The 20908-nt window shown below is 59.3% G+C and carries 6 protein-coding genes and 2 pseudogenes; 3 read left to right on the top strand and 5 right to left on the bottom strand.

Annotation, left to right across the window (positions count from 1 at the left end; all coding sequences use genetic code 11):
• Positions 1–266 precede the first annotated feature (266 nt).
• Together RBRH_RS14665 and RBRH_RS14660 are read left to right on the top strand one after the other, a co-directional pair.
• Entirely contained in the window at positions 267–1001 is a 735-nt protein-coding gene (locus RBRH_RS14665; RefSeq protein ID WP_157864573.1) for a 4'-phosphopantetheinyl transferase family protein, read from the top strand.
• A 254-nt stretch (positions 1002–1255) separates the two neighbouring features.
• Positions 1256–1963 (top strand): succinate dehydrogenase/fumarate reductase iron-sulfur subunit, encoded by a 708-nt coding sequence (locus RBRH_RS14660; protein WP_041755057.1) that lies wholly within the window; start codon positions 1256–1258, stop codon positions 1961–1963.
• A 16-nt stretch (positions 1964–1979) separates the two neighbouring features.
• Here RBRH_RS14660 and RBRH_RS14655 read toward each other — a convergent pair whose 3' ends face one another.
• From RBRH_RS14655 to RBRH_RS21600, 5 genes and pseudogenes are all read right to left on the bottom strand, one after another.
• Positions 1980–2792, bottom strand: a complete 813-nt coding sequence (locus tag RBRH_RS14655) for an endonuclease/exonuclease/phosphatase family protein (protein ID WP_083813553.1) — start codon at positions 2790–2792, stop codon at positions 1980–1982.
• Positions 2793–2797: 5 nt separating this feature from the next.
• Entirely contained in the window at positions 2798–4924 is a 2127-nt protein-coding gene (locus RBRH_RS14650; protein ID WP_013428910.1) for a VTT domain-containing protein, read from the bottom strand.
• Between the two features lie 373 nt (positions 4925–5297).
• Positions 5298–5804 (bottom strand): annotated as a pseudogene (locus RBRH_RS14640) (IS5/IS1182 family transposase); the annotation flags it as partial.
• A 443-nt stretch (positions 5805–6247) separates the two neighbouring features.
• Entirely contained in the window at positions 6248–7162 is a 915-nt protein-coding gene (locus RBRH_RS14635; RefSeq protein WP_013428905.1) for an Rpn family recombination-promoting nuclease/putative transposase, read from the bottom strand.
• Between the two features lie 121 nt (positions 7163–7283).
• Positions 7284–7479: pseudogene (locus RBRH_RS21600) on the bottom strand (IS6 family transposase); the annotation flags it as partial.
• 1125 nt (positions 7480–8604) lie between these two features.
• On the opposite strand from RBRH_RS21600, the gene RBRH_RS21175 reads away from it, so the two are divergent.
• Entirely contained in the window at positions 8605–20907 is a 12303-nt protein-coding gene (locus RBRH_RS21175; protein WP_013428903.1) for an amino acid adenylation domain-containing protein, read from the top strand.
• Position 20908 lies beyond the last annotated feature (1 nt).

Genomic DNA, 20908 nt, shown 5'->3' with positions numbered 1-20908 from the left:
GAAGACTTTGGCTGGAAACGTTTGCTGAATGCGTCCACGCATCGACCAGATGCAGGCCACCAAACGGGCAGCGGAGCATGGCCGATTCGGAATCCGTACAAGATATCGTCGCGAGCGTTTCACCAGACCGGCTTCGATTCGCGGCCGGGCCGGCTGCATCGCTTACAATTGGGGCATAAGCGAAAAGTGCCCGTCGCAGCGCTGCGACGGGCCGTGACTTTCTCTCCCGCACACAAGCGATGACCGAGGACGCGACACACATTACGATGACAACCCTGCTGCGCCCCGGCGGACGCTGGCCCGATGACGTGATGCTGTGGCACGTGCGGGTCCCGCTCGCTCCCACTGCGTGGAACCGGCTACAGGCGTGGTTATCCGACGATGAACAGCAGCAGGCATTGCGCTATCGACGTGACGAGGATCGGCTGCGCTTTGCTGCGACGCGTGCCGTACTGCGAACGTTGCTCGCTAGGCATACCGGTGGCGTGCCGCTGTCGCTGCGCTTTTCGTCGGGACCGTTCGGGCGGCCGGAACTTGACGGCTACGGCGACACGTTGTCGTTCAACGTCACGCATGCAGGCCAGCATGCGTTCATTGCGCTATCGGACAGGCGCTGCGTGGGTGTGGACATCGAGTGCATCGAGCGTGTGCTCGACTGGCAGGCATTGCTCGGCACGGTATGCACGGACGCCGAGCAGCGTGCGCTGCGCATGAGCGGCCACGTGCACGGCGCTCACGGGTTTTTCCGCTGCTGGACGGCCAAGGAGGCCGTGCTCAAGGCGCTAGGCGTCGGTATTGGGTATGGCTTGCAGCAGGTGTCGGTGGATCCATTTGCCCAAGGCGTGCAGCGCGTTGATGCACCGGCGAGAGGTGCATGGGGGGATATCACGGCGCTGCAACTGCACTGGATCGACGATGTTGCCGGCTATGCCGGCTGTATCGCGTTCGGGCCACCCGGCAGCGTTAGCGCACATCCGCGCCAAGCCCCCACTTCTGGCTGAGGCCGCGATACCCGTCGTCATCGAGCATCGCGTCGAGCACGGCGTTGATTGCCTCCGCAGCTTCGGGTCGTCCCCGCACACCGCAAACTCCATTCTTGTCGGGTACAGCAGCGCGCCGACGATCTTACCGTTGAGTTGCGCGTATTTAAGGTCGGATGAACCGGCCGTTATGGGTCGGCAGCGCCGCGCCGGCATGGGAATGGTTGTTGCGCACCATTGTTTTCCCGCTGCTCGACTTTCCGGAGCGTGTTGCCATGACCCAGCGACGCATCATCGATGTTTTCCGTTACGATCCCGACCGGGACGAGCGCCCCCGCATGCAACGCTACGAGATCGAGCCGCAGCCCGAGGACCGGATGCTGCTCGACGTGCTGGGACGGCTCAAGGCGCTCGATGAGACGCTCGCCTACCGTCGCTCGTGCCGCGAGGGGATCTGTGGCTCGGATGCGATGAACATCAATGGCGTGAACGGATTGGCCTGCCTGACGAACATGCAATCGCTACCGGTGCACATTCAACTCAGGCCATTGCCCGGTCTGCCAGTGGTGCGTGACCTAATCGTGGACATGACCAGCTTTTTCAACCAGTACCACTCGGTTAAGCCATATCTGATCAACGAGACGCCGCCGCCGGAGCGCGAGCGGTTGCAGACGCCGCAGGAGCGTGATCAACTCGACGGATTGTATGAATGCATCCTTTGTGCGTGCTGCTCGAGCGCTTGCCCGTCGTACTGGTGGAATCCGGACAAATTCGTTGGCCCGGCTGGCCTCTTGCAGGCGTACCGGTTCATCGTGGACTCGCGCGACGAGGCCACTGGCGAGCGCCTAGACAATTTAGAGGATCCGTATCGACTGTTCCGCTGCCGGACGATCATGAACTGTGCGGATGTCTGTCCGAAGGGCTTGAATCCCGCGGCCGCTATAGGGCATATTCGCTCCATGCTGGCGCGCCGTGCGCTCTAGCGAGCTCATGCCTATGCTATCGCGGCAGCGAACGAATGTCCCCCGTCGGATCCTCACCGGTGCGTGTCGCGCTGTCTTGTAGGCCCATTGGGGCAGCGACGCCGGCCACCTCGAGAGGGCGAGTGCCGTTGCCGGTTGCGCGGATGCGCGCAATCAACGGCAGATGATCAGACGCGACGCGCGCAAGCGCACTACGATGCACTTGGACATCGATCAGCCATTCCCCGGGATGGACCCAGATGCGATCCAGCGAGAGGATTGGCCAGCGTGCCGGAAACGTGCGTGGCGCCGGCGCCCGACGAAAATGCCCGACCAGCGCGCGCAATGCACGGCCGTGCACGAACCATTCGTTGATGTCGCCCAGCAGGATCACCGGCAGTGCGCTGCTGTCGAATGCGGCAAGCAGCGTGCGCACCTGTGCGCTGCGCTCGATCGCCGACAGCCCCAGGTGCGTTGCCACTACGCGCAGTACGCCGTCCGCATATTCGATGTCCGCATCGAGCGCGCCGCGCGGTTCACGCCGCGTGAACGACAAGTCCAGCGTGCGTGCCGCGCGAATCGGCAGCCGTGACAGCACCGCATTGCCGTAGTCTCCACGCTCGGTCTGCAGCGTTGGCCCGGCAACCGCCTCCATGCCGGTGGCATGCTGCAAATCGTCCAGCACGCCGGGCGCGTTGGAGGCGCCGTTCAGCGGGACCTCTTGAAGGGCGATGATGTCGGCATCCAGTTCGGCAACAACGCCAGCGATGCGTTGCGTTGAGCGTTGCCGCCATCGACCACCAGCGCCATGGATGTTGTAGGTCGCAATACGCAGTTCTGAGTAGGCCATAGTGGTCAATGTTTTTTCAGCAACTTGTGCAATAGAATTGACAGCGCCACCAGCGCGGCGCCGATGCCTATGAGCAGCGCGAGTGAGCCTGCGTCGGGACGCCGGATCGATGCGATCAGTTGGTGTGCGAACGTCACGGTCAGCACCGCCCCCGGGGCCATGCCAAGCAGCGTGCCGAGCAGGAAGTCGCATATCCCGATATGGGACGCACCGGCCACCAGGTTGACGATTGAGAACGGCGCGACTGGCACCAGTCGTAGCACCAAGATGGTTAGCAAACCACGCTTGCCGAGGCGCTCGCTCAGGCGATTCGCGCGGGAGCCGGCGAGCCGGCGCACCGCGTCGCGACCCAGCCCGACGCCGACGTAGTAGGTGGCCGCCGCAGCCAGCATCGAGCCAACCAGCGCGTATACCGCGCCCGGCCATGTACCAAAAACCAGTCCAGTGGCGGCGATGAGCAGTGTGATGGGCACGGCCGCCAGTGAAGCGACGACGTAGCCCAGCAGCACGATCGCTGGCGCTAGCGGCAATGCGGCCAATCGTTCGCCCCAATGCACGACATTGGCCACGCTCAATACCTGACCGGCGGGGGTGAAGCGCCACAGCGCGGCCAGCGTGGCTAATGCGAGTGCGAGGGCCCCGAGGAGAAGGAGCCGGGCCGCCGAGCGCGCGCCCTGATCATCGTCGAGGAACTGCCGGACCAGCGCGTCCGCCTCTACTGGAACTTCTGGGTCCGCCCACGCGCTGACCGGCACCAACGCTTCGAGTTCGGGCGCGATGGTGGGATCCAGTGGCATGAGCGTGCGTGCGTGGTGCCGCAATGCGTCGATCGCACTGTTCAAGCGACCATGATGCTGCAGTGCGGCAGCCACCGCTTCGGGCGAGACATCCAGGTGTTCGGCCAGTAGCCGGTTTCGAATCGACGCGATCACCGCACGCACGCGGTCGCTGCCATTGGCGTCCAATACGACGTTACATTCTGTGTCGAGCACCATTGAGCGGTTGTTCAGGTTCGCGCTGCCGACGCAAAGCCGCTCGTTGTCGCTGATCATCAGCTTGCTGTGTACGTTCAGGCACCCCGTGCGCAGCCCGTCGATGTGCGGGCACCAGAGCCGGTAGTGTCCGTGGCGATCGGCCCGTGTGAGCGCGCGGTGTAGCCGCGCACGCAGCGCGCCCATCGTCGCTTCCTGCAGCCAGCCGCTGTGGTTGCGCGGCACGACCGCCGCGACGTCGGGCGCGTGTGGGTCCCCGAGCCGTCGGCTCAGCGCATCGCGCACGACAGCGGCGGTCAAGTACTGGTTCTCGATGTAGAGATTGTGCTGCGTGGCCTCGATGATGTCGACGGTGAGCGCACGGATGTGCTGCACGCCACGCTCGTTGCGGTAAGGTGGCGCGGTCAATGCAATGCCGAGCACGACGTTGTGCACGTCCACCGGCACGCTCGACGGCCATGGGTCGGTGCCGCCCAGGTTGCGGTCGGCGCGGATCGCCAGCGCCTTGCCGCACGCGCGGCGCCAGCGGCCTCGTGCCAATTGGCCGATCGCGCGCGCGGCTTCGCCATCGAAGACCGTGTGGACATCGTGGAACGGGTTGTACGGCGAGCCGTCGGGGTTGCGGCGCCAAGGATCGTTTGCAGCGTGAGCCGGTGTGTCCCAGCGCGCGCGGGTCAGGTCCAGCCCCCCGACGAACGCGAGCCGGTCATCGACAACTACGAACTTTTGGTGGTGCGAAGCGCCGCGTGGATGTGTATTATCCATTCGGAATAGGATCCGTCGATGCGAACGCCAGCCGGTTGAATAGACGGGCACCCATTCTCGTTCGAACGCGTAGATCATGGCGAAATCCCATGCCAACACGTAAATCCGCAGCCGCCGGTTGGCGCTGGCCACGGCTTGCAGGAAAGCGCCAAGCGGCTCCGGGAAGCCGTCTGCTGCGCCCTGCGGTACCAGCTTCATTCGACTGTTGATATCCCAGCCGACGATGAAAACGGTATGCTGCGCGCCGCGGATGGCTTCGCGCAACGCCGAGAAATACACGGCGGCGTCGATCAGCACGCTGAAGCGATCGGCGTGGCACAGTGAGTCGCAGTTGCGGCCGACTTCCAGCAGCCCATGGGTTGAGCGGGTGTGCAACGTTGCTCCTTTGAACGCGGGATATGACGCGGGTCGGCATCCCTGTCGACGCGTGCAGCAAGCCGCGTGCCGGTGAGTTGGACGCGACGAACGGTTGGCTCGGCGCGTGGACGCCGACACGGCGCCGGCGCGGCGGTGCGACGCCCTTCGCTGGCGAGCGCGCCAGGTTATCTCGTTTCGCATGGCTGTCGCGCCACGGGCATTCGCGTCGTCAATCGGATTGAAGCTATCGACCATGCCGTATCGCTTGCCGCGCGAGTTCCGACGCAGGGCCGATTCATCAACCTTAGTGTAAGACCGTGTCTGGAAGTACGAGGCCAATCCCATTATGGCTGAGTCAGTAAGCGCGGCGACTCCTTGATTGTTTCTGTGCCCGGCAGCGTTCGAGCAGGCGCGAATCGCTGGGATGGGCGATCGCCTTTTCCATCACCGTCGTATCGACGATCACCCGCTTCAGACTCGAGGTCTTGATGACGTGGGCCCGCTTTGCTGCTTCGATCGTCTCGACCAACAGTTCTTCAACGCCGGCTTCGTCCAGTCGCTTGCGCCAGCGCGTTAGGCTCGATGGGTCGAACGGCAGCCGGTTCTGCAAATACGTCTGGCCGGTGGACACTTGCCAGTACGGGTTCTCCAGCCACTGCCAGACCGCGTCCTTATCCGACAGCCCGAAGGCGTGCTGCAAGTACAGCAGCCCCGCGATCAAACGCGGCGACGTTGCCGGCCGGTCCCGCTGCGATACGAAGTTCGCGCCCATCGCCGTGCTCAATCGGTCCCAGTCGATCAGTTCGGCCAATTGCACCAACGGATGCTTCAAGTCGATCTGCTCGCGCAGCGGTTGGCGGAATAAATCCCCCTCTGGCACCGGCGTCTTCGGATCCATTCAACCCTCGTCGAAATTTGCAGGAAACTCACGCCAATATGCCGACGAATCCACGTTTCAGCCCCTTCCAGCATTGCTAGGCGAAGAAGCGCACCTTCATTCCGTATGGTGGCGCAAGGTAGCTGGCGATGGCGGGAAAGGGTGGCCGGATCGGGCCGAAACACGACAGAAACGCTGGGATGCGCGGCGGATTGCGACCCCCACGCATGCATCATTCACGTGCCCGTGTGGGCGGGTGGTGATACTCGGTTTGGTGTCATCCGGGATGCTGCTTTCACAAACACGGGCTTTACCTTGACAAGCGCTGCTATCTCGGCCTTTGCTGCCCGATAGCGGTGCAGCTGGCCAGTGACCATTGGCCACGCCGCAGCACTCAAGCGCAGCACGCGCTTGGCGTTGTCAGCACGTGAAGTATGGGCCTAAACCCTGAATTGCCCTGATGATTAGTGGCAGATCTGCTTCATCTCGGCTTCGGACAAGCCCGTCATACGCCTTACCGTCTCGCGCTCCAAGCCGTTTGCTAGCAACGTGCGCGCGATCTTCAGCGCAGCTTCCTTTTGCCCTTCTTCACGCCCCAGCATCCGGCCACGCTCCAGGCCTTTTTGCTCGAGCTTCTGTGCAATCGTCATCAAAACCTCCTCGTGTTGCGGGGAACGGAGCGCCAATTCTCGGATAAATCGCTCCGGATCCGTCGTGTCGCCCCACTGCAGCATATAATGCATCAGCGACACCAATTGCTCGTGCGTAGTGTACCCCGCGAGCAACAGGCTTGCCAGTTGCTCTACCAGGGTCGCCAAATCGCGTTGCCGGATATGCTTTTGCAGCAATTCCAGCATCGCCATGCGTCGATGCGTGATGATTTCATCATCCGGAATTACGGTGACATCCACCAATGGAAAGCCTCCCGCATACAGCTGCGACGCCAACTCAGGCACCTCGAAGCTATCCAGCCACCGCATCGAGTACGGATACGGACTGACCTGCCCGTGATAAAACAGCATCGGAATGACCAGCGGTAACTGGTCATGACCGGCCTCTAAATAGCGTTGCATGGCGGCTATCGCGTAACGCATTAGCCGAAACGCCATATGACGCTCCGGCCGACTTTGATGCTCGATTAGCGCATACACGTACCCATCGCCCTGCCGGGTCTGCAGCGACCACAGCACGTCCGAATAGTAGGCACGTAGATCTTCTTCCACAAAGCTGCCCGACTCCAGACGCAACGTGTCCAGGTCGCACTGCGCCAACCACTGCGTGGGCAAATGCAGGCTTAAAAAGTCCCGTGCGGTTTCCGGATGCGTGAGGAACTGCTTGAAGAGCGCATCGTGCGGCGTCATCGTTGAGGAGCGTTTCATAGCGGACGTGGATTATGGGGGCCGCTTACTTTACCATCGCGCGCGCGGGGCACACTCCCACGGTGGCCCTTTGTTGCGAGGACAGAAATGGACATTTCAAACCAATTTTCTGCACGCATTTTCTCTGTCTTTGCGCGCGTTGGATGAAGGGAAACGGCCAGCCGAGTCGGTCGCACCAGTGGCGTAACGATTTGTACGTCACCGTCACAACGCGCTCAAGCAGCAGTTCTCGATGTCACGCAGCCCCAGGCTGAAGCGAAAGTACCACCGAACCGCGCAGCTCATGATCGACGCGCCGGGAAACGGTAACCGTGATAGAGCCTTTCGCGTCATGCAGTTGCGTCAGGGCATTGTGGCTGGAACAGTAAGCACGGCGGTTTCTTGATTGTTTCTTAAAATATCGCATTGGGTTAATTTTATGGTTAATTGTTGTTAGCTAATTGGCGCAGGTGTAATTTTATAAATTTGAATAACATAAATATCTTCGTATTTCTTGTCAGCTGCGACAGCTCAGTTACCGGCGACATGCTGTTTGAATGCTTTTCTGTTCTGATTTTGTCGGTTTTGAGGAAGGAAAAAAGCTTTGGCTGCTTGAAATTACGATCTATAGTGTTTTTGCATCACAGTAACTGTTCATGTGGGCACGAAACCTCATCCTTGCGCGTGGTGCAGTTTATCCAAAAAATGGGATGATTCGTCGGCAGGCGCGACTGCCGTTTCATACAGGCGATGTCTGGAGTAAACGTAATGACGAAGTATCCTAATATAGCACCAGCCCAAGTTGTCTTATGCGGTATGCACACTTCCCCCTATCCTTCTTGCCTTGAGCCTGCTTTGTAAGCGGCGGCGCGATGGCGCCTTAATTGCGGGCAATAGCCCACATGGGCATGGATATAGTTGAATTGTTCACGTTTCAGTTGTTAATCTGCAATGTTGTATCGTCCCATTGGGGGCAACGCTTTATCGAGTCCAGTTGACTCCCTAAGCGGGGAAGCGGTTTTGCGGATTCCATGCAAGTTGATGGACAGCAAAACAGCAGGTATGGCTGGTCACTCAACAGACGGGTAATGTATGTTTAATGCAGTCAGCGCGGTTTGCTGCCACGCTTAACATCAGTATGCCTAAGCAGAGCGGTGAGCCACTGTGGCCCGTTGGGTATGAACATTAGCAGCGCTGTATGGGCTTGTGCCGTTGGGGTTGGTTTGGCATGCACATGGGTTGCCATATTGGCCAGTGATTGCTTCCGATTTTTCATGGTGGGCATGGTATCTGCTAAGAAGACCTATAAAGTTATCCCTTGAAAGATTGTCGATTGGTACAAGCAGAAGCAGACGTAATAGTTATTGTGAAATTTGTACTGCTAAAGGTTGCACAAAGTCAAAGATGATTGGTTGACTGATTCAGCTATGTAAACGGTTGCTTCTCGTCTGGATTGGAGCTCAATGATGTCTATTAGCGTCACGCCACTTACGTATCCGTTATCCACTGCCCAAACGGAAATCTGGCTTGCTCAGCAGCTCTATCCAGACAGCCCTGCCTATATCATTGGTCAGTACACGGTCATTGAAGGCGTCGTTGATCCAGCCTTGTTCGAAGCGGCGTTGCGGCAGGTGATCCATGAAGCGGATAGCCTGCGGTTGTATTTCGTTGAGACCGATGAAGGCATTCAACAGTATGTTGGTTCGCTAGCGTGGTCGCTATCGCGGGTTGACCTCAGTGCGGAAGCGGACTCGCAAGCCGCCGCTCAAGCATGGATGCGCGCCGATTATGAACAGCCATTGGATATTTTACAAGGACCGCTGTTCCATTATGCATTGCTGAAAACCGCTTCGGATCAGGTGCTGTGGTACCAGCGCTATCACTCTATCATGATGGATGGCGTGGGTATGCACCTTATCGCGCAACGCGTCGCGCAGGTGTACAGCGCGATGTGTGAGGGTGCCAAGCCCGCTCCATGCACTTTCAGGTCCGTATCTCAGTTGTTAAAGAAGAATGCCCAATATCGCAATTCGGCACAATGGGCGCGCGATGAAACGTATTGGCTCAAGCGTTGCGCTAATTGGCCTGAACCGGTGGTATATGCAGGCCAGCTTGCGAGCGCCTCTCATCTCCATTTATGCCATACTGCTGATTTTGTCCAGTCCGATAGCCAGGGGATTGATACATTTGAGTCTTCTGCAATTGATTTAGTCCAACTTGTTACTGCCGCCATGGCGGCCTATCTGCATCGGCTAACCGGGGTGCAGGATGTGGTACTCGGCGTCCCGGCGACGGTTTGCCCGAGTATGGGCCGATGCGTCCCCGGTAGGGTATCCAACATACTGCCGGTACGGCTGACTGTTCGGCCAAGCACAAGCCTCTCGGCGCTGAAGGACCAAGTAGCAAAAAAAATTCATCAGGGACTGCGGCATCAGCGCTATCCGATTGATGCGTTACGCCACGTATTGGGATTGACGCCCACTCAGCGGTTGTTGAGTTCCCTATTGGACGTCGGAGTGGTGGATAACCATCTGTTATTTGGTGCGTCTTCGTCAACGAGCCATTTTTTAGCCACTGGATCGATCGAAAGTCTCCTTGTCGTGGCCCATGCTCAGCCCGATAGCCCTATGCTGCGGATTGCTTTGGATGCGAACCGCGCATTCGACACGGCAAGTGAACTCACCACACCTCAATATGGTTTCCTAACGTTCATTAGAGCGCTCAACGCCGAGCCTATTCGGCCTATCAGCGGCGTTGACTGGCTCAATGCAGCGCAGCAGCAGCGCTTGCTTGTCGAATGGAACACCACCGCGCAACCGGTGCCTGACGCGACGCTGCCCGAGTTGTTTGAAAAACAGGTCGAGCGTACCCCTGATGCCACTGCACTGGTGTGCGTAGATCAGACGCTCAGTTACGCGGAGCTGAATGCTCAGGCAAACCGTTTGGCTCATCGGCTGATCCGGCTGGGGGTGGTAGCGGAGACGCCCGTGGCAGTGTTGATGCAGCGCTCGTCCGAGCGCGTGGTCGCAGCGTTGGCCGTCATCAAAGCCGGCGGCGTCTATATGCCACTGAACGAGCAATGGCCTGATACTCGGCTGCACACGTTATTGAGTGAGACGCGCGCGCCCATTGTACTGACTGATCACGCCTTGCAAGCGCGCTGCGCTGTGCTAAGTACCCACGTCATTGCCGTCGATGCCGATGCGTCACTCGATGATGAGCCAAGTGATAACCCCGCTGTGGTTTGCTCGCCCGAGCAACTGGCGTATCTGATGTACACGTCGGGTTCGACCGGCCAACCCAAAGGCGTGGCCATTGTGCATCGCACAGTACGCTATATGGCCCTGGACCGGCGTTTGTCCGAAGTGCGAGATCGTGTACTACTGCATTCGTCGCACGCCTTTGATGTCTCCATGTATGAGCTGTGGACGCCGCTGCTCTGTGGTGGCCAAGCAGTCATTGTGCCGCCGGGCGAGTTGGATGTGCGAGTGCTGCAAGAGACCATCCGAGCGCATCAGGTGAGCGCGCTGTGGTTGACCGCAGGGCTGTTTCAGGTCATGGCCGAAGGTGACTTGAGCTATCTGCGCAGTGTGCGTCAGCTGACGGTGGGTGGGGATATTGTCTCGTCCGTGGCGGCGCAGCGCGTGCTCGAGCACTGTCCCGCACTGCGCTTGATCAATGGGTATGGGCCTACTGAGACAACCATTGCTACGGGCCATCTGCTCGAGGGGCCGTATCAAGCGCAAGCGTCTATTCCGATAGGCACGCCACTGGATAACGCCAGGGCCTACGTGTTAGACGCGTGCTTGCGTCCGGTGCCGGTTGGCGTAGTGGGGGAATTGTATATAGCCGGTGAGGGCGTGGCCAGGGGTTACTTCAACCGACCGGAGTTGAGCGCCGAGCGTTTCATCGCTAACCCGTTCGATGCGAGCGGTACGCGGCTGTACCGAACGGGCGATCTGGCGTACTGGCGCTCGGATGGCGCGCTGGATTTTATCGGCCGGGCGGACCAGCAGGTTAAGGTTCGGGGCTTTCGAGTGGAGTTGGGTGAGATTGAGGCGGTGCTTCAGCACCACCCAGCCGTCGCGCAGGCTGCGGTGATTGCTCGAGAGGATCAGGGCGGGAGCCAACAACTGGTTGGCTATATCGTGCTTGACCAAGGGCCTGTCGAGCGAGATTTTGCGACGGAGGCGGAGCAAGTCGAAGCATGGCAGAAGGTCTACGATACGTACTATAAAGACGACGCGGACTATGCATTTGGTGAAAACTTTAATATCTGGAAGAGCAGCTACGATGGTCAGCCGATTCCGTTGTCGGACATGCAAGCGTGGCGCGCGGACGCGGTCGCACGTATTCGTGAGTTGCAACCGCGGCGGGTGTTGGAGATTGGCGTAGGCACGGGACTGCTGCTCGCGCACTTAGCGCCCCATTGTGAAGCGTATTGGGGTACGGATATTTCCGCCCCCGTTATTGAAGCGCTCAAGCTTCAAGTGGCGCAGCACGCTGAATTAGCGGCACGCGTTGAGTTGCGCACGCAAGCCGCACATATTACTGAGGGCTTGCCGCAAGGCTATTTTGACACTATCGTCATTAATTCCGTTGTCTTACATTTCCCGAACGCTGATTATTTGCTTGATGTGTTACGTCAGGCGATGGCGCTACTTGCGCCGGGAGGCGCTCTTTTCGTCGGGGATGTGCCAGACTTGCGCTTGTTCGAGTGCTTCACTAGTGCCGTCCAATTATACCAAGCGGATCCCAGCACGGATGACTATGCCAGTTTGCGCCGACGGATCAAGCAAAGCCAATTGGCCAGAAAGGAATTGCGCCTGGCACCGGCCTTCTTCAGTACGCTGCACCGCGCCATTGATGAAATCGCGGCGATTGATATTCAGCTCAAGCATGGCGATTACCATAATGAATTGAGCCGTTATCGCTACGATGTGGTGCTGCGTAAAGGGTCGGTCAACACGCTACCGCTGGCGCACGCGCCGCAACTGCATTGGGCAGAGGCCACTACGCTTGAGGCGGTGAAAACGCATTTAGCCACTGAACGTCCCGCCTGTTTGCGAATTGTCGGTGTGCCCAATATGCGCGTAGCGTGCGAACTTGAAGCCACGCAGGCGTTGAATAACGCTGATTGTGATCTTGAACTGATCCAGCATCGGCTCAAAACGGGTCATGCACAGACTACTGCGCCCACTGTTGAAGATTTCTACGCATTGGGTGAGTCGTTGGGTTATTGGGTCGGTGTTACGTGGTCGGAACATACTGCTCCGGCATGTATAGATATTGTGCTGGTGCAGGCACGCGACATGGCTTGCGCCGTCCCGACGGATCTCTACTTGCCGCCTTCCTCCAGTAGTGGGCAAACCCCTCATGCTTATGCAAATAACCCGACAAGCTTAGATCAATTCGCGGATATTCGTCAGTATGTAGCAACACGACTACCCGAATACATGGTGCCGGCCGTTTTCATGCGTTTGGATACATTGCCGCTCACGCCGAACGGTAAGCTTGATCGACGTGCGCTGCCGGCCCCAGACAGTGCACTGTTAGGTCAACTATATGAAGCGCCGCAAGGGGAGTTGGAAACCACGCTTGCGGCGATTTGGGCCGAGCTGCTCGGGGTCGAGCGGGCGGGGCGCCAAGATAGCTTCTTTGCACTGGGTGGTCATTCGCTGCTTGCAATACGGATGATCGAACGCTTGCGTCGGTTTGGGTTGACAGTCTCGGTACGCACGTTGTTCGACTCGCCCACGCTGAGCGCACTTGCCGAATCGCTTGGCCAGCACCGTGAAGTGACGGTGCCACCCAACGTAATCACACCCGATAACACGACAATCACGCCGCAGATGCTGCCGCTCATCGACTTGGCTCAAGCGGACATCGATCAAATTGTTGAACGGGTGCCGGGTGGGGCGGCAAACATCCAAGATATTTATGCGCTTTCGCCACTGCAAGACGGGATTTTGTTTCACCACTTGCTGGCCACTGACGGCGACCCGTATCTGCGGATGGTTCAGAAATCATTTGAAAATCGGGAGGAACTCGATCGCTACCTCAATGCAGTCCGGCAAGTCGTTGATCGTCACGATATTTTGCGTACTGCCTTTGTATGGGAGGGCCTGTCTGTACCTGCTCAGGTTGTCTGGCGCCATGCACCGCTGTCGATTACTGAACTTGTCTTGGATCCGGCCCAGGGACCCGTTATCGAGCAACTGACCCATCGCTTCAATCCTCGTCGTCACCGCATCGATTTAACTCAAGCTCCGTTGATGCATTTTGTGCTCGCGCAAGACAGCGATGGCCGCTGGCTGCTATTGGAATTGGTGCACCATCTAATCGACGATCACGCGACACTGGAGGTCATGCACACTGAGGTGCAGGCGTTCCTTGAAGGCCGTGGCGACACATTGCCACCGGCTCAACCCTTCCGTAACTTGGTCGCGCAGGCACGCCTGGGCGTGAGCCAAGAAGCCCATGAGCGTTTCTTCACTGACATGCTCGCTGACGTGGACGAACCGACACTGCCGTTTGGGCTCACCGGCGTGCATCGTGACGGCGCGGAAGTCACCGAAGCGCAGCGAAGGTTGCCACAGGCATTGAACAAACAGTTGCGTGCGCAGGCCAGACGCCAGGGCGTGAGCGTGGCCAGCTTATTTCATCTGGCGTGGGCGCAGGTGCTCGCGCGTGCGAGCGGCCAGCAGCGGGTAGTGTTTGGCACGGTGTTGTTCGGGCGAATGCAAGGGGGCGATGGCGCGGGCAGTGCGATGGGGCCGTTTATCAACACACTGCCGTTGCGAGTGGAGCTAGACAGTAGCGTTGAGCATAGCGTGCGGGATATGCAAGCGCGCTTGGCTGCGTTGCTCGAACATGAACATGCGTCGCTCGCACTCGCGCAGCGTTGCAGCGGCGTGCCGGCGGGCATGCCACTCTTTAGCGCACTGTTTAATTATCGGCACAATGCGGCGCGGCCGGTTGAGGGCCAACCGGTAGATAGTGCAAGTTTGTTAAATGTAGAAGGACGTACCAACTACCCACTCACGCTGTCGGTGGATGATGCTGACCAAGCGCTAAGACTCAGCGTTCAAGTGGTGCGGCCGTTTGACGCGAACCGTGTGTGCGGTTATATGCAGCAGGCACTGGAAAGCCTAGCCGAAGCGCTCGAATATGCACCAAATTTGCCGGTTTGGCAATTAGAAGTGTTGCCTCGTGAAGAGCGTACCCTGCTGCTTCAGACATGGAACGCGACGATGACCTCCTATCCGGCGCACGAGTGCATTCATCAGTTGTTCGAGGCGCAGGTGGAGCGTAGCCCGGATGCCATCGCACTGGTGTATGAAGAGCAGACACTGAGCTATGCGCAGCTCAATGCACGGGCCAATCGGCTGGCGCATCGGCTTATCGATTTGGGCATCCAACCTGGCAACTATGTTGCCACGCTGCTCGAGCGCTCAATTGATTTGGTGGTGGCGCAGTTGGCCATTCTTAAGGCAGGGGCAGCGTATGTACCGATTGATCCGCGCGCTCCCACAGAACGGCAAAGCTGGATCATGAGCGATTGCGCCGCCCAGTTGTTGCTCACCGACGCGCACACTGAAGTTGCGGCTTCTGCGTCTACAGCGCTATTGCGTTTGGGCTCGCCAGACAAAGAGGACGCGGAACACACGCCAACGACTTGTCCGCAACCGGCCTGCTGCAGCCTTGATACTGCTTATGTGATGTACACGTCTGGCTCCACCGGCATGTCCAAGGGCGTGCTGGTGCCGCATCGAGCGATCGCGCGGCTAGTGATCAACAATGGCTATGTTGATGTGGAGGCTGATGATCGCGTCGCGTTTGCGGCTAATCCGGCCTTTGACGCGAGCACCTTTGAAGTCTGGGCGCCGTTATTAAATGGTGCGGCGGCTGTCGTGATGGATCATGACACGGTGCTGACTCCAGCGCTGTTTGCGCAAACCCTGCGCGAACAGCGCATCAGTGTTTTGTGGTTGACCGTGGGTTTGTTCAATCAAATGGCCGTGGAATTGGGCCCAGTTTTTCCCCAACTCAAGGCCTTGATTGTCGGAGGTGATGCACTAGATGCAAGCGTGGTGGGGCAAGTACTGCGAGAGACGCCGCCTCAGCAATTGATCAACGGTTATGGTCCGACCGAGAGCACCACGTTCGCGACGACGTACAGGATCACTGCGGTGCCCAAGGGCAACGTCAATATCCCGATTGGGCGGCCGATTGCGAACACACGGATTTACCTGCTCGATGCGCACGGTCAGCCGGTGCCGCTCGGTGCGGTCGGCGAGCTGCACATCGGTGGCGCGGGGGTTGCGCATGGCTATCTGAACCGCCCGGAGCTGACTGCAGAGTGCTTTGTGCGTGATCCGTTCTCAAATGAACCGGATGCGCGAATGTATAAGACGGGCGATTTAGCGCGTTACTTGCCCGATGGCAACTTGGAGTTTGTCGGGCGCAACGATGAGCAAGTGAAGATTCGCGGCTTTCGCATCGAGCCCGGTGAGATCGAGGCGTGCCTGGTGCAACATGAGCAGGTGCGCGATGCGGTGGTGCTTGTGCGGGGTGAGAGCATTAATAAGCGGCTTGTCGCGTATGTGGTGGCCGAGCCGAATGAGGCGCTGGTCAGCGAGCTGCGCACGCATGTGGCTGCTCGTTTGCCCGAGTATATGGTGCCGGCTGCATTTGTGCGGTTGGATGCGTTGCCCTTGACGCCCAATGGCAAGCTGGATCGACGTGCGTTACCTGAGCCAGATGCTGGTGCACTCGCGCATCATGTCTATGAAGCGCCGCGAGGCGAATTGGAGACCACGCTGGCTCAAATCTGGGCCGAATTGCTCGAGGTGGAGCGTGTGGGTCGGCACGACAGCTTTTTTGCACTCGGGGGCCATTCGCTACTGGCGGTGCGCTTGATGAACCGAGTAGGCGCGCTGGGTGCCGACGTGCCGCTTGCGGCCCTCTTTGCATCGCCGACGCTGGCCGCGTTCGCAGCGGTGGTGAGTGCGCAACTGAACCAGCAAACCAGTGCGCTGCCTGAGATCACGCCGGTCTCACGCGAAGGCGGCTTGCCGCTGTCGTTCGCCCAGCAGCGGCTATGGTTCCTCGCACAACTTGATGAAGTCAGCGCTAACTATCATATACCGCTTGTCCTGCATGTGCATGGGTCGCTAAATCGGGACGCATGGCAACAAGCGCTGGGTGCACTGTTCGCGCGCCACGAGGCGCTGCGCTCGACGTTTGTGAGCGTCGAGGGTCAGCCGCAGGTGCAGTTGTTGCCGGCCGGCACAGGCGTGCCGCTGCACTGGCATGATTTGCGTGGGGTGCCTGATGCCGACGCGCAGCTGTCGCGTTTGACTGCCGATGAAGTGCACGCGCCGTTTGATCTGGCGCGCGGCCCGCTGATGCGTGCATGCGTCATTCAGCTCGCCGATGACAACTATCAGTGCGTGCTCACACAGCATCATATTGTGTCGGACGGCTGGTCGCTTGACGTGCTGATAAGAGAACTCAGTGCATTGTACGCGGCAAGCGTTGGGGAGCAGGCCGTCCCACTGCCGTCGCTGGCGATCCAGTATCCGGATTACGCGGCTTGGCAGCGTCAATGGTTGTCGGGTGAGCGGCTTCAAACGCAGAGCGACTACTGGCGTACGACGCTGGCCGATGCGCCGGTACTGCTGGAACTACCGACGGACCGGCCGCGCCCGGCGCAACAGTCGTTTGCTGGTGCACACGTGCCGGTGCAGATCGATGCATCGACCACGCAAGCGCTCAAGCGCTTAAGCGCTGAGCATGGCACGACGCTGTTTATGACGGTGCTTGCGGCTTGGAGCGCGGTGCTCGCGCGCCTGTCGGGCCAGGATGATTTGGTCATTGGTACGCCCAGTGCAAATCGGGGGCATGCTGCGATCGAGCCGTTGATTGGCTTCTTTGTCAATACGCTGGCGTTGCGTGTCGACTTATCTGGCGAGCCCAATACGAGCGAACTGCTTAAGCGCGTGCGGTGTACGACGCTGGACGCGCAGGCGCATCAAGATCTGCCGTTTGAGCAAGTGGTCGAGATCGTGCAGCCGCCGCGTCGATTGAATCATACCCCGCTGTCTCAGGTGATGTTTGCGTGGCAGAGCAACGAGATAGGGCAATGGAGCTTACCCGAGCTGGATGTCAAGCCTGGTGAGCTTGAGTACGACATGGTTCGGTTCGACCTGGAAATGCACCTGTATGAAGCAGGTGAGGGAATCACCGGGTCGTTGCACTATGCGAGCGCGTTGTTTGACCCCGCGACGATCGAGCGGCATGTGGGGTATCTGAAGACGATGTTGCAGGCGATGGCGGCTTGCCCACAGCAACCGGTGGCGACGCTTCAAATGCTAGGAGCGGATGAGCGTCAATTGCTGCTTCAGACGTGGAACACGACGACAGCTTTCTACCCAGCCCACCAGTGCATTCATCAGTTGTTTGAGGCGCAAGTGCAGCGCAGCCCTGATGCCACTGTGCTGGTGTATGAAGAGCAGACACTGAGCTATGCGCAGTTGAATGCCCGGGCCAACCGCCTCGCGCATCGGCTCATTGAATTGGGCGTCAAGCCAGATACCCGAGTGGTGCTCTGTGTCGAGCGCTCGCCGGCGATGGTCGTGGGGCTATTGGCGATTCTGAAGGCCGGTGGTGCATATGTGCCGCTCGACCCCGCGTATTCGTCCGAGCGCCTCACGCATATTCTCGCTGATACTGCACCCACGATTGTATTAGCTGATGCGGCTGGTTGCGCTGCGCTCGGTGATGCTGTACGTAGCTCGTGCACGGTGGTTGATCCCAATAGACTGCCGGAGGCAGCGGATACCAATCCGTCAGTGTCAGGTCTGAAGGCGCACGACCTCGCGTATGTGATTTATACGTCCGGCTCGACCGGTACCCCGAAGGGCGTGATGGTTGAGCATGCGCAAGTGGTGCGGCTGTTTGACGCGACCCACTCCTGGTATGGCTTCAACGAGCACGATACCTGGTGCCTGTTTCACTCGTTTGCGTTTGATTTTTCCGTGTGGGAGCTGTGGGGCGCGTTACGTTACGGCGGCAAGCTAGTGATTGTGCCTCATCATATTGCCCGCTCTGCCCAAGCGTTTCATCAATTGGTCTGTGAGCAGGGCGTCACCGTATTGAACCAAACACCCAGTGCATTTAAGGCCTTTATCGCTAGCCAAGCACAAAGCGCCTTATCGGATCAATTACGCTATGTGATCTTTGGTGGGGAAGCGCTGGAGCCTGCCATCTTGCAGGCATGGTATGCCACGCGCGATGAACGCCGTCCGCAATTGGTCAACATGTATGGGATTACCGAAACCACCGTGCATGTGACTTATCGGGCACTTCGACAACAGGACAGTGAGCAAGCGGGCAACCCCATTGGCGTACGGATCCCCGACCTGAAGATTTATCTACTGGACGCGCATGGTCAGCCGGTGCCGCTCGGTGCGGTTGGCGAGTTATACATCGGTGGCGCGGGGGTCGCACGAGGCTATTCGAATCGCCCAGAACTCACGGCTGAGCGCTTTGTGCGCGATCCGTTCTCGGATGCCCCCGATGCGCGAATGTACAAGACGGGTGATTTGGCGCGTTATTTGCCCGATGGCAACCTGGAGTTTGTTGGGCGTAACGATGAGCAAGTGAAGATTCGCGGCTTTCGCATCGAGCCCGGTGAGATCGAGGCGTGCCTGATGCAACATGAGCAGGTGCGCGATGCGGTGGTGCTCGTGCGGGGTGAGAGCGTGGATAAGCGGCTTGTTGCCTATGTGGTGGCTGAGGCCGATGAGCAGCTGGCCAGCACGCTGCGCACGCATGTGGCCACTCACTTGCCCGAGTATATGGTGCCGGCTGCGTTTGTGCGTCTGGATGCGCTGCCGCTCACGCCCAATGGTAAGCTCGATCGGCGTGCGCTACCCGAGCCAGACGCTGGTGCGCTTGCGCATCACGCGTATGAAGCGCCGCAAGGCGAGCTGGAGACGACGCTTGCGACGATCTGGGCGGAGTTGCTCGGTATCGAGCGTGTGGGCCGGCACGATAGCTTCTTTGCGCTTGGCGGCCACTCACTGCTGGCAGTGCGCTTGATGAACCGAGTCAGGGCGCTGGGGACTGACGTGCCGCTCGCAACCCTGTTCGCATCGCCGACGCTGGCTGCGTTTGCGGCGGCGGTGAGTGCGCAACTGAACCAGCAAACCAGTGCGCTGCCTGAGATTACGCCGGTCTCGCGCGAAGGCGACTTGCCGCTGTCGTTCGCGCAGCAACGGTTGTGGTTTCTCGCACAGCTTGATGGTATCAATGGGACTTATCACATCCCGCTTGTATTGCGTGCGCGTGGGCCTTTCGATCGGGCCGCATGGCAACAGGCATTGGATGCACTGTTTGCTCGCCATGAAGCGCTGCGCTCGACGTTTGTGAGCGTCGAGGGTCAGCCGCAGGTGCGGCTATTACCGGCCGACACGGGCGTGCCATTGCACTGGCACGATCTGCGCGGGGTACCCGATGCTGACGTGCAGCTGGCACGTCTAAGTCACAGCGAAGCGCGTGCACCGTTCGATCTGGTGCACGGGCCGTTGATCCGCTCGTGTGGTATCCAATTAACCGACGACGAACACGTACTGCTGCTCACAAAGCACCATATCGTGTCGGACGGTTGGTCGATTGGCGTGCTGGTGCGCGAGCTCAGCGCGCTGTATGCAACGCGCGTTGGGGCGCCAGCCGAGCCCCTACCCGCGCTGGCGATTCAGTATCCGGATTACGCGGCCTGGCAACGCCAGTGGCTGTCGGGCGAGCGACTGGAAGATCAGAGTGACTACTGGCGCGCGACACTGGCCGATGCCCCCGTGCTGCTGGAGTTGCCAACCGACCGACCGCGTCCGGCGCAGCAATCGTTTGCCGGTGCACACGTGCCGGTGCAGATCGATGCACAAACCACGCGTGTGCTGAAGCAGCTAAGCGCTGAACACGGCACGACGCTATTTATGACAGTGCTCGCGGCGTGGAGTGCGGTGCTCGCGCGCTTGTCGGGCCAGGATGATCTGGTTATTGGCACGCCCACTGCGAACCGAGGGCATGCTGCAATCGAGCCGTTGATTGGCTTTTTTGTTAATACGCTGGCGTTGCGCGTGGATTTGGAGGGCGAGCCGACGACGATGCAACTGCTCGAGCGCGTGCGGCGAACGACATTGGATGCGCAGGCGCATCAAGATTTGCCGTTCGAGCAGGTCGTTGAGATTGTGCAGCCGCCGCGCCGGCTCAATCACACGCCGCTGTTTCAAGTGCTGTTCGCGTGGCAGAGTAATGAGACAGGGCAGTGGCGCTTACCTGGGCTGGACGTCACCTCTGGCGAGCTCGAGTACGACATAGCCAGGTTCGACCTGGAAATGCACCTGTATGAAGCAGGTGAGGAAATCATCGGGTCGTTGCACTATGCGAGCGCGCTGTTTGACCCTGCGACGATCGAGCGGCACGTGGGGTATTTGACGACGATGTTGCAGGCGATGGCGGCCTGCCCACAGCAACCGGTGGCGACGCTTCAAATGCTAGGGGCGGATGAGCGTCAGTTGCTGCTTCAAACATGGAACGCGACAGCAGCTCCTTACCCAGCGTACCCGTGCATTCATCAGTTGTTTGAAGCGCAAGTGGAGCGCACACCGGATGCTACTGCGCTGGTATATGAAGCGCAGACCCTAAGACTATGCGCAGCTCAATGCACGGGCGAACCGTCTCGCGCATCGGCTCATTGAA

It is taken from the genome of Mycetohabitans rhizoxinica HKI 454, assembly GCF_000198775.1.
GTDB classification, from domain to species: domain Bacteria; phylum Pseudomonadota; class Gammaproteobacteria; order Burkholderiales; family Burkholderiaceae; genus Mycetohabitans; species Mycetohabitans rhizoxinica.
The sequence above is the reverse complement of the archived record's forward strand: the minus strand, read 5'-3'. Positions and strand labels throughout refer to the sequence as shown.

Bases quoted from the DNA above. Each gene is read 5' to 3' on its own strand.
- RBRH_RS14635 (WP_013428905.1), bottom strand. From the start codon at position 7,162: ATGAAACGCTCCTCAACGATGACGCCGCACGATGCGCTCTTCAAGCAG.
- RBRH_RS21175 (WP_013428903.1), top strand. From the start codon at position 8,605: ATGATGTCTATTAGCGTCACGCCACTTACGTATCCGTTATCCACTGCC.
- RBRH_RS14660 (WP_041755057.1), top strand. From the start codon at position 1,256: ATGACCCAGCGACGCATCATCGATGTTTTCCGTTACGATCCCGACCGG.
- RBRH_RS14665 (WP_157864573.1), top strand. From the start codon at position 267: ATGACAACCCTGCTGCGCCCCGGCGGACGCTGGCCCGATGACGTGATG.
- RBRH_RS14655 (WP_083813553.1), bottom strand. From the start codon at position 2,792: ATGGCCTACTCAGAACTGCGTATTGCGACCTACAACATCCATGGCGCT.